This is a genomic window from Mesonia sp. HuA40 (genome assembly GCF_008017835.1).
In the GTDB taxonomy this organism is placed as follows: domain Bacteria; phylum Bacteroidota; class Bacteroidia; order Flavobacteriales; family Flavobacteriaceae; genus Mesonia.
This window is the reverse complement of sequence record NZ_VRLT01000021.1, coordinates 1-15754: the sequence shown is the minus strand read 5'-3', so window position 1 is coordinate 15754 and position 15754 is coordinate 1. Positions and strand designations below refer to the sequence as shown.

At 33.3% G+C, this 15754-nt stretch carries 16 protein-coding genes; 8 read left to right on the top strand and 8 right to left on the bottom strand.

The window, feature by feature from the left end; translation table 11 throughout:
• Nucleotides 1–78 precede the first annotated feature (78 nt).
• The 3 genes from pepT to FT993_RS12390 all read left to right on the top strand — a co-directional run bounded on the left by pepT (nt 79) and on the right by FT993_RS12390 (nt 2013).
• A complete protein-coding gene (pepT, locus tag FT993_RS02065) occupies nt 79–1323 on the top strand; it encodes a peptidase T (RefSeq protein WP_147860882.1) in 1245 nt (414 codons plus the stop codon).
• 204 nt (nt 1324–1527) lie between these two features.
• Nucleotides 1528–1722, top strand: coding sequence for a DUF1801 domain-containing protein (locus FT993_RS12395; RefSeq protein WP_255504403.1), 195 nt, complete (start codon nt 1528–1530; stop codon nt 1720–1722).
• Between the two features lie 6 nt (nt 1723–1728).
• Nucleotides 1729–2013 (top strand): YdeI/OmpD-associated family protein, encoded by a 285-nt coding sequence (locus FT993_RS12390; RefSeq protein WP_222708295.1) that lies wholly within the window; start codon nt 1729–1731, stop codon nt 2011–2013.
• Nucleotides 2014–2064: 51 nt separating this feature from the next.
• Here FT993_RS12390 and yajC read toward each other — a convergent pair whose 3' ends face one another.
• The 4 genes from yajC to FT993_RS02040 form a co-directional block, all read right to left on the bottom strand.
• The gene (gene yajC / locus FT993_RS02055) at nt 2065–2361 is read right to left on the bottom strand and encodes a preprotein translocase subunit YajC (RefSeq protein WP_147860881.1); all 297 of its coding nucleotides are present in this window, start codon (nt 2359–2361) and stop codon (nt 2065–2067) included.
• Nucleotides 2362–2370: 9 nt separating this feature from the next.
• Nucleotides 2371–2880 carry a DUF1573 domain-containing protein gene (locus tag FT993_RS02050; protein ID WP_147860880.1) on the bottom strand — a complete coding sequence of 170 codons (510 nt, stop codon included), beginning with the start codon at nt 2878–2880 and terminating at the stop codon, nt 2371–2373.
• 66 nt (nt 2881–2946) lie between these two features.
• Entirely contained in the window at nt 2947–3888 is a 942-nt protein-coding gene (gene nusB, locus FT993_RS02045; RefSeq protein WP_147860879.1) for a transcription antitermination factor NusB, read from the bottom strand.
• 95 nt (nt 3889–3983) lie between these two features.
• Nucleotides 3984–5081, bottom strand: coding sequence for a Glu/Leu/Phe/Val dehydrogenase (locus tag FT993_RS02040; RefSeq protein ID WP_147860878.1), 1098 nt, complete (start codon nt 5079–5081; stop codon nt 3984–3986).
• A gap of 121 nt (nt 5082–5202) precedes the next feature.
• Between FT993_RS02040 and FT993_RS02035 the strand changes: the two genes are divergently transcribed.
• From FT993_RS02035 to FT993_RS02015, 5 genes are all read left to right on the top strand, one after another.
• Nucleotides 5203–6960, top strand: a complete 1758-nt coding sequence (locus FT993_RS02035; RefSeq protein WP_147860877.1) for an ABC transporter ATP-binding protein — start codon at nt 5203–5205, stop codon at nt 6958–6960.
• A 75-nt stretch (nt 6961–7035) separates the two neighbouring features.
• A complete protein-coding gene (locus FT993_RS02030; protein ID WP_147860876.1) occupies nt 7036–7407 on the top strand; it encodes a PUR family DNA/RNA-binding protein in 372 nt (123 codons plus the stop codon).
• 196 nt (nt 7408–7603) lie between these two features.
• Nucleotides 7604–7882 (top strand): CIA30 family protein, encoded by a 279-nt coding sequence (locus FT993_RS02025; RefSeq protein WP_147860875.1) that lies wholly within the window; start codon nt 7604–7606, stop codon nt 7880–7882.
• 228 nt (nt 7883–8110) lie between these two features.
• On the top strand, nt 8111–11014 hold the full coding sequence (locus FT993_RS02020; protein ID WP_147860874.1) for a histidine kinase: 2904 nt from the start codon (nt 8111–8113) through the stop codon (nt 11012–11014).
• Nucleotide 11015: 1 nt separating this feature from the next.
• A complete protein-coding gene (locus FT993_RS02015) occupies nt 11016–11768 on the top strand; it encodes a LytTR family DNA-binding domain-containing protein (RefSeq protein WP_147860873.1) in 753 nt (250 codons plus the stop codon).
• A gap of 60 nt (nt 11769–11828) precedes the next feature.
• On the opposite strand, the gene FT993_RS02010 is transcribed toward FT993_RS02015, so the two are convergent.
• The 4 genes from FT993_RS02010 to FT993_RS01995 form a co-directional block, all read right to left on the bottom strand.
• Nucleotides 11829–12428 carry a hypothetical protein gene (locus FT993_RS02010; protein ID WP_147860872.1) on the bottom strand — a complete coding sequence of 200 codons (600 nt, stop codon included), beginning with the start codon at nt 12426–12428 and terminating at the stop codon, nt 11829–11831.
• 14 nt (nt 12429–12442) lie between these two features.
• The gene (locus FT993_RS02005) at nt 12443–13558 is read right to left on the bottom strand and encodes a hypothetical protein (RefSeq protein ID WP_147860871.1); all 1116 of its coding nucleotides are present in this window, start codon (nt 13556–13558) and stop codon (nt 12443–12445) included.
• A gap of 22 nt (nt 13559–13580) precedes the next feature.
• The gene (locus tag FT993_RS02000; RefSeq protein ID WP_147860870.1) at nt 13581–14090 is read right to left on the bottom strand and encodes a hypothetical protein; all 510 of its coding nucleotides are present in this window, start codon (nt 14088–14090) and stop codon (nt 13581–13583) included.
• 66 nt (nt 14091–14156) lie between these two features.
• A complete protein-coding gene (locus FT993_RS01995; RefSeq protein WP_147860869.1) occupies nt 14157–15674 on the bottom strand; it encodes a T9SS type A sorting domain-containing protein in 1518 nt (505 codons plus the stop codon).
• Between the last annotated feature and the right edge of the window lie 80 nt (nt 15675–15754).

The following is a 15754-nucleotide window of genomic DNA, read 5'->3' as shown; positions in this document are numbered from 1 at the left end:
ATGTTTTTTTATGAAACTTAAGGAGCTAAAATTGCTTTCGGCTAGTTGATTATGTACTTTTACCAAAATTTATGCTTTATGATTAATAGAGAAGAACTAATAGAAAGATTTGTAAGCTATGTTACCATAGATACCGAGAGTGACCCAAATTCTGAAACCACCCCAAGCACCCAAAAACAATGGGATATAGCTAATAAACTAGTTCAAGAGTTAAAAGATATGGGCCTTAAAGATGTTAGTATAGATGAGCACGCCTACATTATGGCAACAGTACCCAGTAATGTGGAACATCCCGTGCCGAGTATTGGCTTTATATCACATTTTGATACCTCACCAGATTTTACTGGTAAAGATGTCAAACCCCAGATAATAGAAAATTATGATGGAAAAGATATTTTACTAAACAAGGAACAAAACATTGTTTTGTCGCCCGATTATTTTGAAGATTTATTGATGTACAAAGGTCAAACTTTGATTACCACAGACGGTACTACATTACTAGGTGCAGACGACAAAGCGGGAGTTACCGAAATTATGACTGCAGTAAAATATTTAGTAGAACATCCAGAAATAAAGCACGGAGATATCAAAATTGGTTTTACTCCAGATGAAGAAATAGGTCGCGGTGCACATAAATTTGATGTTAAAAAATTTGGTGCGGAGTGGGCCTATACGATGGATGGCAGCCAGGTAGGTGAACTTGAATATGAAAACTTTAACGCTGCTGGCGCACAGGTTAAAATTACTGGTAAAATTGTACACCCTGGTTATGCCAAAGGAAAAATGATTAACAGCATGTATATTGCTCAAGATTTCATCAATTCCTTACCAAGATTAGAAACTCCTGAACACACAGAAGGACGCCAAGGCTTTTTTCACTTAACCAAAATTGAGGGTGAAGTAGATGAAACACGTTTAAATTACATTATACGCGATCATGATAAAGAGCACTTCGAAGCTAGAAAAAAGGTTATGTTAGATCTAACCAAAGAAATAAACGAGCAGCACGGCCGGGAAGCAGTAAGTATTGAGATAAAAGACCAATACTTTAATATGCGTGAAAAAGTAGAACCCGTTATGCATATTGTTGATATTGCCGAACAAGCGATGAATGAATTAGACATTGAACCGCTTATAAAACCTATTAGAGGAGGTACAGATGGCTCTCAACTATCATATATGGGATTACCTTGCCCTAATATTTTTGCAGGCGGACATAATTTTCATGGTCGTTATGAATATGTACCCGTTGAAAGTATGATTAAAGCTACACAAGTAATTCTCAAAATTGCAGAGTTGACCGCCCAGCAGTACAAAAAATAAAACCGGTCAATTCATTCAACACAAAAACAACCAAATTTATAATATTAAATTTGGTTGTTTTTTTATATCAAATTTGAAGTATGTATTTATTTTACCTGAAATGGGGCCAATTGAAGATTATATTACCAAACATAAAAATTGGAGTAAACAACTTCAACAATTACGAATGCTTTTATTAAAGACTCCCCTTGAAGAAACGATTAAATGGGGTTCTCCCGTTTTTATACATTAAACAATAAAAATGTAATCGGGTTAGGTGCTTTTAAAAGCCATTGTGCGCTATGGTTTTTTAAAGGCAGTCTATTGCAGAAAAACCAGTCTTTACTCATCAACCCTCAAGAAGGTAAAACAAAAAATCTGCGTCAGATTCGCTTTAAAGCAGGAGATCAGATTCCTTAAAAGGAAATAAAAGCCTATATCCTGGAAGTTATAGCTATTGAACAAACTGGAGTAAAAAGCAAGACCAGTCTAAAAACAACTATTACGATTCCTCCAGAACTTCAAGCTGCTTTTGATAGCAATACCTCACTAAAAACAGCTTTTGAAAAACTAAGCATTGGAAAAAAACGGGAATATTGCCAGTACATTTCCGAGGCTAAACGAGCTTCTACTAAAATTTCGAGATTAGAAAAAATAACTCCAATGATTCTAGCCTTAAAGGGGCTGTACGATAAATACCGAAAGTCATAAAAAAAATCCCAAATTTAAATTTGAGATTTTTTTTACTATAGAAAGCAGTAGTTACTTTTTAGTTTCTTTCTCAGGGCTTTGAACTAATTTACTTAGTTCCATTGAGATAGAAGCTTTATTAACGGTTATTTTTCCAGCACCGGTTTCAATAATTACTGCATTTAGCTTATCGCTAAAATCTACTACCTTGCCGTGAATACCACCGCTGGTTACAACTTTGTCACCCTTTTTAAGGCTTTCACCAAAGTTCCTTTCTTCTTTTTGCCTCTTTTGTTGTGGTCTTATCATGAAGAAATAAAAAACGATGATAATCGCAATAAAAGGTAAAAAACTAGATATTTGATCCATTATAAAATATTAGTGATTATGTCCTTCGTGACCAGCTGCTGCATTTCCTGCAGTCTGTTGAGCTGCTCCTCCATTTTTAGGAGTTACAAAAGTTCTAATTCTCAATGTTTCTTGACCGCTTGCCGTGTTAGCGCTTATGCGGATAGATTTAGATTGATTATTTGGTCTACCCGATGAATTAAATTTAACTTTTATTTCACCAGCTTCACCCGGAGCTACAGGGGTTTTTGTCCATTGAGGTACAGTACATCCACAGCTAGCCTTTGCATTTGAAATTACCAAAGGAGCATCTCCAGTATTCGTAAACTTAAATGTATGTTCTACTATATCTCCTTCGTTAATGGTACCAAAATCGTGTGAATCTGATTCGAATTGCATTACTGGTGTTCCAGTAGCTTTTGCATCACGCTCGGCAACTTCTTTTTGGTTTTCTTCTTTAACTTTGTCTGCGGCATTCTCTTTACAAGAAGTAAAAGTAATTCCCGCTACAGCGGCAAGAATCAATAATCCTTTTTTCATTGTGTTTAAATTTTTAATTGTTGAAATATAATTTTTACGGAGCTAAAATTAAGAAAAAAGTTTCAACTACATCAAGCCTCTACCTACTTTATTTAATTCTCCTTTTTCTTTTAATTCTTTAGATAGTTTATCTAAAATACCATTGATAAATATACTGCTTTTAGGGGTGCTATATTCCTTAGCAATCTCTAAATATTCGTTGATGCTCACTTTTACAGGAATAGATGGAAACTTCAAAAACTCACATAAAGCCATTTTTAATAAAATGCTATCAATATCTGCTATACGGTCTTTATCCCAATTGGGGGTTTTATCTTGAATTAGATTACTATAATATTCTTGATTCAATAAGCATTTTTCTAGCAAATCTATAGCAAATTCTTCATCTTCTTCATTTTTAAATAAAGCAGGGATTCTTACTTGTTCTTGCGTTTCCTTGGTCTTGTTTATCAACTTAAGTACCGCAGTATTTACCAAAGGTAAATCGTCTAACCAAGTTAATTTCTTATCTTCTAAATATTCATAAAGCTTATCATTGGGTGCAATTATTTCTTTAAAAAGATAGGTGACAATTTTTTTATCTTCTTTATAGGTTGTGGCTTCTTGATCTAAGTATGCTATAAAGCGTTCATCTTCTTTGATTAAATCCCACAGTATGGCAACATATTCGTCATCTTGATGCCAATTATTCAATTTATGGTCTTCTAAAAGCTCATCTAACTGTCCACTTTGTTCCAATTGCTTGAGGAATTTATTGTTAACAAAATTTAAGCTAGGATTGATGTCCTTAGCGGTGGGTAAATATTTCTTTTGTGATTTTTCTATAAAATCTTGGGCCTTGTTTCTTATTTGAAGAAGCAAATCTAAATTAAGTAAGAATAGATCGTACATATCTTCCATACTCTTATAGATAAACTTTTTTTCTGCACCTAAATTTTGATTTTTAGATTGGGTAAATGCATAGAAGGATTGCATTACTTTTACACGAATATGTCTTCTTGTTAACATAGATAAATAAAGAACTTAATTTATAAGATTAAAAAAGGGCGAATAAAATTCGCCCTGCAAAAATAAAACTTATTTATTGTAATTAGGTATTTGATTTACTTTTCTTGCCTCTTTTTTTCAATGCGCTCTTGCGCAATTTTTAAGGCCGCTTGATGGGTTGTCATCTTGCTTTCTTCGGCCTTATTAAGAATTTCTAAAGTTGTGTTATAGATGTTTTCGGTTTTGGCCATTGTTTCTTGACGGTTATAACCTTTTAACTCGGCGTAAACATTAATCACACCTCCAGCATTAATCAAGAAATCGGGTGCGTAAACTATTCCTTTTTCCTGAAGTAGTTTCCCGTGCTTTGCCTCATTTTCTAATTGGTTATTTGCTGCCCCGGCTATTACCTGTGCTTTTAATTTACCTATCGTTTCATCATTCACTGTGGCTCCTAAAGCACAAGGTGCATAAATATCAACATCTGCAGTGTACAAATCTGAACCAGTATAAATTTTGGCTCCATATTTTTGTTGTACTGCTTCTAAACGCTCCTGATTGATGTCTGAGATAAATACTTCTCCTCCTTCTTCACGAATATGTTTCACCACGGTTTCACCCACATTTCCTATTCCTTGAACAAGTACTTTTTTACCTTCTAGGTTGTCTGTTCCAAATTTATATTTAGCAGCAGCCTTCATACCCATATAAACACCGTATCCTGTAACTGGTGAAGGGTTACCTGATCCTCCCAAATGCTCAGAAATACCGGTTACATATTTAGTTACTTCGCGAACGGTATCCATATCCTCTGTTTGCATACCTACATCTTCTGCCGTGATGTATTTACCACTTAAAGAATCAACAAATTTACCAAAACGACGCATCAACTCAGGAGACTTTTGCGTTTTAGCATCACCGATGATAACCGCTTTTCCTCCTCCTAAATCCAATCCAGAAATAGAGCTTTTAAAGGTCATTCCTCGAGAAAGACGCAACACATCATTTAATGCTTCCCACTCACTGCTATAATTCCACATTCTAGTACCTCCTAAAGCAGGTCCTAAAACTGTGTTATGTATTCCTATAATCGCTTTTAAACCTGTATCTTTGTCATAGCAAAAAACCACCTGCTCATGTTCATCAAAAGAAAGCTGACCAAAAACTGGCGCTACCTTTTTAATTTCATCGGCATTCAATATTTCAGCATTCATAGTATAAAATTTAAATTATTAATGTCTTAATTTTGTAGCGCAAAAATACATATTGTTTATAGATTAATTAGGTTTTTAATCTAAAAATAAAAATCTTTTAAAATTCACTTTACAAAACGGAATGAAAGAGTTACGATACCTGAATAAATATTTTGTCAAGTATAAATGGAGTCTATTACTAGGACTTGTGATAACGGTAGCTGCCCGTATATTCGCGGTTTACGTTCCACAATTTATAGGAGATTCTACTCACGTAGTTGAACAATATGTGAACGGCGAGGTAACCGATTTAGCATTGGTCAAAAAAGAACTTTTACACAATATCTTAATAATTCTAGGAGCTACCTTGCTCTCTGCGCTTTTCACTTTTTTAATGCGGCAAACCTTTATAGTGGTCTCTCGACGAATTGAGTTCGATTTAAAAAACGAAGTGTACACACAATACCAAAACTTATCGATCAATTTCTATAAAAAAAATAGAACAGGAGATTTAATGAACCGCATAAGTGAAGATGTTTCTAAAGTTCGTATGTATGTAGGCCCAGCTTTGATGTACAGCATTACCACTATTACCTTATTTGTGGTGGTTATTACCTATATGATCAAAACCGCTCCTCTACTTACTCTTTATACCCTGGTCCCATTGCCTTTTTTATCAATCGCCATTTATAAAATAAGCCGAACAATCAACAAACGCAGTAGCATTGTGCAGTTGTACCTTTCTAAACTTAATACCTTTACCCAAGAAAGTTTTAGCGGAATTAGTGTGATTAAAAGTTATGGGTTAGAAAATCAAGTCAATGAAGACTTTGTTTCTTTATCCGATTCTAGTAAAAATAAAAACCTTGACCTAGTTCGGGTTCAAGCTTTCTTTTTTCCGTTGATGGTTTTATTGATTGGTTTTAGTAATCTTATAGTAATTTATATCGGTGGAAACCAAGTAATTAGTGGGGAAATTGAAAATTTTGGGGTTATCGTTGAGTTTTTAATGTATGTTAATATGCTCACCTGGCCAGTAGCAACAGTAGGTTTTGTGGCCAATATGGTTCAACAAGCAGAGGCTTCCCAAAAACGAATTAATGAATTCTTACAACAAGAGCCATCCATAAAGAATTATAATGAAGGTAAAACTCCCATAGATGGCAATATTGAGTTTAAGAACGTTAATTTCACTTATGAAGAAACCAATATTGAAGCATTAAAAAATATCTCATTTAAAATTAATAGTGGAGAAACCTTAGCTATAATAGGTAAAACTGGCTCGGGTAAATCTACCTTATTAGAATTAATTGCTCGGGTATATGATGCCACAGAAGGAACTATAACCATAGATAAAGTTCCTATTAAAAAACTAAATTTAAACAACCTACGCGAAGCCATTGGCTACGTGCCTCAAGATGCTTTTTTATTTAGCGATAGCATTGCCAATAATATTCAGTTTGGAAAAGTGGATGCAACGAGAGAAGAAATTATTGAAGCGGCTAAAAACGCTTATGTACACAAAAATATTATTGGTTTTAGCAAAGGCTATGAAACTGTTTTGGGTGAAAGAGGAATTACTCTATCTGGTGGTCAAAAACAAAGGGTTTCTATTGCACGTGCCATAATTAAATCACCTAAAATCTTACTCTTTGACGATTGTCTTTCGGCGGTAGATACTGAAACAGAAGAAATAATACTAAATAATCTCTACCGCGTTGCCAAAAATAAAACTATGATAATGGTTAGTCATCGCGTATCGACTGCTAAAAATGCCGACAAAATAATTGTGCTAGAAGATGGTAAAATTGTTCAAGAAGGGGTACATCAAGATTTAATGAACCAAAATGGTCCTTATTTAGACCTTTACAACAAACAATTGGCCGAAAAAGAAAAGTAACTTTTATTTGCCGGTTGTTAATTTTTTTAAGATTTTTGACAGCAACTATAACGTATAACCAAATTAAATTTGACTATGAGTGATAACGGAGCGATGCCGAAAGAAGAAATTTTTTCAAAAGTACTAAGAGCAGGAAGAAGAACTTACTTTTTTGATGTTAGAGCAACTAAAGCCAATGACTACTACTTGACCATCACCGAAAGCAAGAAATTCACCAATGAAGATGGGTCTTTTCATTACAAAAAGCACAAGATTTATTTGTACAAAGAAGATTTTGCTGGTTTTGAAGAAATCTTAAAAGAAATGACTCAATACATAATTGATGAAAAAGGTGAAGAGGTGATTAGTGAGCGTCACCAAAAAGATTTTAAGAAAGAATATGAGAACGAGATAGAGAATAATGTAGCCCCAAAGCAATTTACAGATGTAAGTTTTGACGATATATAACAAAGGCTACACCCTTATAAAAAAGAGCATTGATCACCAATGCTCTTTTTTTATTCTAGCTGCTAGCTTACTTGCCAATAAGTCATTTTTGTATACGCTATTTTCAATAGCAAATTAATTCTGATTTCATTAAAGGAAATAATAAAACACTTCTAAAGCATTTTACTAAAAATGGTTTTTGTTGTATTTTGAAAAAATGAATAATTCAACTCATTTCGAAACAATTTATACGTTTACAGCAGTCTCAAAATTAAATAATTGGAGAACAGTTAATGATACCGTTATGGGGGGAGTATCTTATAGTCACATCAAAGTTAACGAAGAAGGCAACGGAGTTTTCACAGGTAAAGTCTCCTTAAAAAACAACGCCGGATTCTGTTCTGTGCGCTACCCACTTCCCAGAAAGCCAATCGGTAAATTTCATAGTTTCGTATTAAAAGTTTATGGAGATGGCAAAGCATATCAATTCATTTAGCCGTGATTGCCAATGCAACTTGAATAACTTAACTGTTTAATCCCCCAAATTGTATTAATTATCAAATATCTCGAATTAAAAATACTGTCTACTAAATCTTTATTGTATAATCTAGGTTTTTATGATTTAGCAACTTAAATAAAGCATTCATCCCTTATATGTAATAAGTTAAAAGATTTTGGTTTCAAATTCATCCGATTCGGTTATATTTATCACTTAAATAATGCCGTGAAAAAAACAATTGTATTAATAACTTTCTTCTTTTCAATAATTTTGGTTCAGGCTCAAGAACCAAGCTATTTTTCGCTGCAAACCCTTAACACATTACCCGATCAAACTTTTTATGACATTATTGAAGATGATGAAAAGAACATTTGGCTATCGGCTAATAAAGGACTTTATAAATTAACAGGTAAGAATCTCGACTATATTAATTCTAGTCAACAAAAGGGCAAGACCGTTTTTAGTTTAATTCAATCTAACAAAAGCGTTTATGCCATAAACCTTTACGGACAATTGTTACGCACGCAATACGACAGTTTAATGGTCGTTGCCGATTTAAGTGACAAGTTAAAAGGAAAACTAGCCCAATTATATGAACATCAGCAAAATGTTTATGCCGTGAGTCAAGCGGGGCTCAGCAGTTTACATTTACCTACCCAAACGCTTGAACAAATCAATCTAGACTTTATTTTAACTTCGGCGCAAAACCCTAACACCAAAACAATTTATTACCTAACCAATACCCATCAGCTTAAAGCAATTAAAAACAACCAACTTAAGGTTATTCCTCACCTACCTATTTCAAACGATCAAAGCAACATCAAAAATTTAGGCTTATTTTTTATCAAAGATAAATTGTATTTATTTTATGTACAAAATCGTAAACTCAGCTACTTGAGCTATGACGAAAGCCAGCAAGCTTTTATCAATAAAATAAGCATAGAAGGACTTGAAAATTTAGAAATTCGTCATATTAATAGTATCAATAATGATATTTACTTAAGCACTAATCGCGGTTTATTTATTGCTCAGTCATCAAAGAAAGGATTTAAGCTTAAGCAGCATCTATTTAGAGATTTTTCATTAAGCAAAACCCTACTTGACTTTCAAGGTAATATTTGGGTGACCACTCTTAAAAATGGCGTATTTATTATTCCGAAGAATCATTATTATCAATATGATTTAAAATTAAAAAATAGAGAATACATAAGTGCATTGGCTAAAGCTAAAGGCGAAAATCTTTTTGTGGGTACTAATTTTGGGAAAATTTTCTTTGGCAACATACAAAATGGTTTTAATCGGCTCAACATTAAAAACACGCATAAAGTTGAAGCTATTTTCTATGATGATCTTAGCGATAAGCTCGTTGTGAGTTTGAAAGATACCGATGGTTTCGTATACCAGCTTAAGTCTGCTCAAAGAAAAAACCTTAAAAATCAAATTAAAAGTTCTAAAGGCTTATTAAAAGCTTTTAACGGATTGGTAAACCTGAGTTTTAAAGCCTCCTACTTCTATAAAGATCTTACTCAACCTGACCAAAGACTTATTTTAAATGACAAACGGGCCAAAACAGCAATTTTTGATAGTATTAATAAGCGGCTTTACATAAGTTATATAGATGGTACACGAGTTTATGACCACAATTTTAACAGTGAATATCTTAGTTACAAAAATAATACAATCTTTACATCAGCCTTTAATAAATATAATAACAATATATTAATGGCTACTAATCAAGAAATACTAAAAGTAAATCAGAACCAACTTGAAGCTTTTATAAGCCAAGAACAATTATTTTTTAAGAATGGAATTTTAGATTTTGCGGTAGACAGTGAAGACCGCATCTGGATTTTAGGTCTAGAAGGTTTACAATGTTACCAAAACAAAGAAATTCTTTATGAAAAAACCTTTTTTAATGATTTTCACGGCCATAGTTTAAACAATTTATTTTACCTCGACAATCATCTTTATTTTAAAGGCAACCAAAAGCTTATTTACCTACCCACCAATGTAAAAAGCCATTATGCCTCCTTGGAGTCTCCCCGCATTAAAAGCCTCAAAATAGATGGAAAAAATCAAGCTATAACCCACGAAATTGAATTAGAGCCTGAAGCTCAATTACTCGAAATTCAATTGTATACACCAGGCTTACAACTCACTCAAGAAACCAATTACCTGTACAACATCAACCAAGAAAAAGCTGTTTGGCAGGAAACATCATCGGGATCTAATAATTTAAATTTTAGCAACTTACCCACAGGTAGCTACCAATTAAGTATAAAATCTAAAGATCAGTTTGGCCGGGTGAGTCAAGAGGAATTATGCCTAAATTTGCTCATAAAACCACATTTTTATGAGCAAAACTGGTTTTATGCGTTTTGCATTTTGGTTTTAGGATTTTTCCTTTACGGATTACATCGTTGGCAATTGAATAAAAAAGCTAAAAAGGCACACAAGGAAATAAAATCTTTAAAAATACAAAACAAAATTAATGCCTTAAGCCTAGAGAATTTGCGCTCGCAAATGAATCCGCACTTTATCTTTAATGCGCTTAATGCCATTCAAGAATTTATCGTATCTAACGAAAAAAAATTAGCCAGCAATTATTTGGTAAAATTCTCTAGGTTAATTCGTTTATACTTAGAGCACGCCCAGCAGGATAAAATCAGTTTAACTGAAGAAATAGAAGCCTTAAAACTTTATATTGCTTTAGAAAAACTAAGGTTTGAGGATGAAATTGACGTACAGATAGAAATTGACTATAGTCTAAATTTACAAACCATTCAAGTACCCTCAATATTTATTCAACCTTATGTAGAAAATGCTTTTAAACACGGATTATTACACGTTTCGGGACCAAAAAAATTAAAAATTGTTATCAAGAAATTCAAACAATCATTTATTTCTTGCACCATTGAAGATAACGGAATTGGTCGTGCTGCTGCCAGCAAAATGTATGTTAATAAAACCAAATCGCATACTTCTTTTGCTTTAAAAGCTAACCAGAGAAGAGTTGCCTTATATAACCAAATAAACCCCTACCCCATTACAGTAAAAATAACCGATTTAGGAAGCTCTGCGGTCCCAAAGGGAACTCGGGTAGAAATCCTATTTCCTATAAATAATTAATATGCGCGTATTAATCATAGACGATGAGCCTAGAGCCAGAACCTTATTAGAAAAAATGCTTTTGGGCTTAGATGCTCATACTTTTGACATACAAACTGCCAAAAATTTACTAGATGGACTAGAAATTTTAAAACAGGAACCCATTGATTTACTTTTTTTAGATATTGAAATGCCGCAGCACTCCGGATTAGAGCTTTTTGATATGCTGCCTCCACCCTATGCGTTTCAAATTGTATTTACCACAGCTTATAATCAATATGCTGTAGAAGCTTTTAAAAAAAATGCCATCGATTATTTGCTTAAACCTATAGACTTAGATGAGTTAGAAATAGCGGTTTCAAAGGCCAGTACTGCTAATAAAGGTGCGCATTTAGAAGCAAAATTAGAAGATTTGGCGAAGGCGTTAAAAAAGGTAGCCATAAATAAAATTGCTTTAGAGGTAGCGAAAGGTATCCTATTTGTAGAGCATAAAGACATACTTTATTTTGAGGCAGATGGGATGTATACGAATGTTTTCTTAAGAGATAGCACCAAAAAATGTATTTCAAAACCGCTTAAAAATTTTGTGGAACAATTGGAGCAAGATTCTTTATTTTTTAAATGCCATCGCTCTTTTTTAGTGAATTTGCAATATGTAAAAGAATTTTCACGCAAAGATGGAGACCAGTTGATTATGGAAAATGGCAAATCTGTTCCTATCTCAAAATCTAATAAAGAGTCGTTTTTAAAACTCATTCAACAGGTGTACCAATAAAAAAAGAAGCGGGTTTGTTAACCCGCCTTTTTTTTGTATTTAAGAGTAATAAATTCTTACTTATCTTGGTTCATTGCAATCTGAATAAGAATAATTAGTTTGCATATCGCTTATCCAATTTGATCCCGGATTAAAATCTTGATCTATTTGAATACAATTTAAATTAGCATTGCCTTGTGCCTGCATTCGGCTAAAAAAGAAATTATTGCCATTGGCCACATTCAAGCTGTTCAAGTTATTAGTGTGTACTTTTAAATCTTCAACCTCGGGTAGCATACTAATATCTAAAGCAACTAATTTATTATTTTCAAGTAAAATTTGCTTTAACTTAGAATTTTTAGATAAATCTACTTGAGTTAATTGATTATTAAATGCTGATAAGGTTTTTATATTTATGAAAGCCTCTATACCCGTTAGATCTTCAATCCCTAGATTTTCAAGACTCAATATTTCAGTAGCTAATTCTGCTTCTTGATAACTTATTTCTTCATCGTTATTAGTGTTGATAGCCGAGTTGTCGATCAACGCTTGTTTAAAAATCGCATCATTAAATTTTACGTATTGACTTTGATCTACATTTGTGTTTGTATCATCATCAGATGAGCAGCTTGCCAATGTTGCAAAAGCGATTATAGCCAGACTTCTTAATGTTTTTTTCATTTTTTTATTCTTGATTATGGTTGTGCATTTTTACAATCTATTTTTTGACCATAAGGCATTTGTCCGTGTATAACCCCACCAAAGATGGTATTGCTATAACCACTACCGTTATATTGCTGCTTTAAAATAAAGCCTTGAAGTTTACAATCTCCTTGTCGTGTAGTTTCTGTAAAAGCTCCTTTTATCCAACGGTACAATGGTCTCCCTGTTATTTTATGATGAACAATGCTCCAGTCATTAGATTCAATTCTGTGGTACCTTAATTTTGCACCATCCTTGTTGATTACTTTATTTATTTCCGCTTTAGCGAAATTCTTTAAACTGGTGTTGGTATCTAACTTACCAGCTTTAGGAATTTTAATACCAGCTAAATCAGCCGCCGCAGCTTCTTCATAATTGGCTTTAAATTTTGCTTCAATCGCTAAGGCCATTTCCTTAGCTTTTTCTTTGCTAAATAAATTTAGTTTTTCGGGAGGTGCAATGATATTGGTGATGACTAAATCGTCTGGTTTTACGTATGAAGGTACATTATAGCTGTGACCTCCCTTAGATGCACCAGCGTATAAAACAAATACATCTTCGTCTAGTTTTAGCATACGGGTTAATATTAATCCGCCGGTACCTAAGTTTAGTTGGTGGTTAGGATCTACTGGGTGCTTAATAGCATAAGTTCCGCTTGTCATCTCATATACCCTCACGCCATCTAGCGCAAAAGCATCTAAGACTGGGGGAGAAATGAATTCCAACCACGCAAAGTCTAAATCAAAGTCTGGGTAAATTACAACAGCGTGACCTTGTTCTGCTTCTCCTTGACGATAATTAGCGGCTTTTATTATATGATTGCTTCGACCAGAACTGTAGCCTATTATATCTTTAAATTGTAAACTTAAGGTAGCTTTTTCACTACTGGCTTGGGGTCCACGTGGTACGCTGCCTGGCATTCTACTTTTTCTACCCGATGGTCCAGGTTTAGCTGTATTCGCGTCACCACTTGAAGCATCGTTAGATACAGCTTCTTGTGCTGCTTTTTTTACTTTATTTTTTAACATTTTACCCAGTTGCGCTTCCGCCGGAAGGCTAACTGCCAAAAATAAAATGGCGAACAGATAAGTTAATTTTTGTTTAAACATTGTTTTAGATTTTTAGTTGATATTAATTAGGCGCATTTTCACAAGCGATATAGGAACCGTAAGGAACTGGAGCAGTTCTGCTTATTCCAGCAAAATAAGCCTTGTTAAAACCACTGCCGTTAAAATCTTGTTTTAAGATATATTGAAACAGCATACACTTACCATCAGAATTTTTCTGTATTAAGGCACCAACGGCCCATTGATATAATACCGCTCCTGTAGTTTTATGGGTAACCACCTTCCAGTTGTCTGAAATAATATTAAAGGCTACCAATTGCATACTTTTACTGGCATAATAGTTCTCTAATGCTTTTGAGGCTACCTGATGCAAATCGGTATCTTTATTAAGTTCTCCAGCTTCAGGAAAAGCAATAGCCTTTGCAGCTTGCTGCTCTTTTTCTTTATTGGCTTTTGTTGGTAGGTTTAAACTTTCTGAAGCTTTTTCTTTTATTTTTTTAAAAAACTGAGCCTGAACAGTTGCACTGCTACCTAATAAAAATAAGCAGATCAAGCATTGTAATATAAGTCTCATAGCTTAAATGAATTTAAAAAGCATGCACCCAGCTGATTAAGCTGGATGCACTGCAAATAGATTGGATTAGTTTTTAATGAATTTAAAAGTTTTATTTTGCTGATTTGCTCTTACCTGAATAAAGTAGACACCAGTTGACAGATGATTTAAATTCATCTTTAACTCTTTAGTGGTATGCACCTTTTTACCGGCCATAGAAAAAACGTTTATTTCGTCAACTTCTTCTATTCCATTTAGATTAAGGATACCTGCCGAGGGATTTGGGTAAATAGAAATGGCATCTAAAATATTTTGCTCAATTCCTAAAGTACAAGTAGTATATCCATAAATGGTGTTTGGGTCTTTATCTGAATCTATCATCCAAAATATACCAGGGCTTGCCGCAGGAGGTGTAAAACCGTTATCTAATTGCACACAAGAAAGATTAGGACAATTAGTTGCATTAAATTCATTAATTGAAGCATTATTGCCGTTAGCCATATTTATAATTTGTAAGTTAGCGTTATCTGAAACATACAAAGTGTGAAAAGATGGCAACATCGAAACATCTATACTAGAGAAAAGATTATCTTGTAGATATAAGTGATTTAAATTTAAATTAGTTGTAACATCTAAAGAAGTTAAATCGTTATCTCCTAAATACAATTGTAAAAGTCCCGGGTTGTTAGATAAGTCTATACTGGTAAGATCATTTTCTTCTAATTTTAAACTTGTAAGCTGAGCTAATGAAGAAAGATCTATAGAAGTAAAATTATTAGTATTTGCCTCTAATTCTTCTAAAACGGTATTGCTAGAAAGATCTATCGTGTTAAGATTGGTATTGTTAACTATTAGTTTTTCTAAATTAGTAAAATTACTTACATCTATACTTCCTAATGGATTATCACGCAAATCAGCAGTAGTAACAGTTGATGTGTTAGGTAAGGTTAAGCTAGAAGCAGTTAAATTATTAGAATTAACAGCAAACCAAATTAAATTTGTTTGATTGCTTAAATCTAAACTACTCAAGTTATTTTGGGACAAGGTTAAGTACTCTAAATTTACATTGGTACTTAAATCTATCGTTGTTAATTGATTAAGTCCAGCCGAGAAATTAACCAAATTAGGATTGTTAGAAACATCTAAAGAGGTTAATTGATTGTTATTTAAGTTTAAGACCTCTAAATTTACATTGGTACTTAAATCTATCGAGGCAAGACTATTAGTAAAATCTGCTACTAATGTGGTAAGATTGGTGAGTCCTGTTACATCTAAGGTTGTTAACGGGTTTATGCCTATATTAATTTTAGTTAAAGCTGTATTAGCAGTAAAATGGGCAAAATGAATATCGTTATTAGGCAAGTATACTTCTGTAATATTTGTAAAAGCATCTAAACCAGTTAGATCTTGAATATTTAAATTAGGAGCAGAAATTATACCCGTATAGGCCATTGCTTCGGGATAGCTAATTTCGTAGTCTCCATTGGTATTTATTGCCGTATTAGTAATTAAAGCAATTTTTAAATTTGTATCGGGTATGTATACATTTTGAGCAAAAAGGCTAGCACTAGCTAAGCAAAATAATGAGAGTAATGTTTTTTTCATTTTGAGATGTTTTTAATATTCACCCCAAAAATCTGATAATGATTAGTTTAATTTAATCAAAAATTGCTGAATGCCGTTAT

Coding starts and splice junctions, on each gene's coding strand:
- pepT (WP_147860882.1), top strand. CDS start 79: ATGATTAATAGAGAAGAACTAATAGAAAGATTTGTAAGCTATGTTACC.
- FT993_RS12395 (WP_255504403.1), top strand. CDS start 1,528: ATGGGGTTCTCCCGTTTTTATACATTAAACAATAAAAATGTAATCGGG.
- yajC (WP_147860881.1), bottom strand. CDS start 2,361: ATGGATCAAATATCTAGTTTTTTACCTTTTATTGCGATTATCATCGTT.
- FT993_RS02050 (WP_147860880.1), bottom strand. CDS start 2,880: ATGAAAAAAGGATTATTGATTCTTGCCGCTGTAGCGGGAATTACTTTT.
- nusB (WP_147860879.1), bottom strand. CDS start 3,888: ATGTTAACAAGAAGACATATTCGTGTAAAAGTAATGCAATCCTTCTAT.
- FT993_RS02040 (WP_147860878.1), bottom strand. CDS start 5,081: ATGAATGCTGAAATATTGAATGCCGATGAAATTAAAAAGGTAGCGCCA.
- FT993_RS02035 (WP_147860877.1), top strand. CDS start 5,203: ATGAAAGAGTTACGATACCTGAATAAATATTTTGTCAAGTATAAATGG.
- FT993_RS02030 (WP_147860876.1), top strand. CDS start 7,036: ATGAGTGATAACGGAGCGATGCCGAAAGAAGAAATTTTTTCAAAAGTA.
- FT993_RS02025 (WP_147860875.1), top strand. CDS start 7,604: ATGAATAATTCAACTCATTTCGAAACAATTTATACGTTTACAGCAGTC.
- FT993_RS02015 (WP_147860873.1), top strand. CDS start 11,016: ATGCGCGTATTAATCATAGACGATGAGCCTAGAGCCAGAACCTTATTA.
- FT993_RS02010 (WP_147860872.1), bottom strand. CDS start 12,428: ATGAAAAAAACATTAAGAAGTCTGGCTATAATCGCTTTTGCAACATTG.
- FT993_RS02005 (WP_147860871.1), bottom strand. CDS start 13,558: ATGTTTAAACAAAAATTAACTTATCTGTTCGCCATTTTATTTTTGGCA.
- FT993_RS02000 (WP_147860870.1), bottom strand. CDS start 14,090: ATGAGACTTATATTACAATGCTTGATCTGCTTATTTTTATTAGGTAGC.
- FT993_RS01995 (WP_147860869.1), bottom strand. CDS start 15,674: ATGAAAAAAACATTACTCTCATTATTTTGCTTAGCTAGTGCTAGCCTT.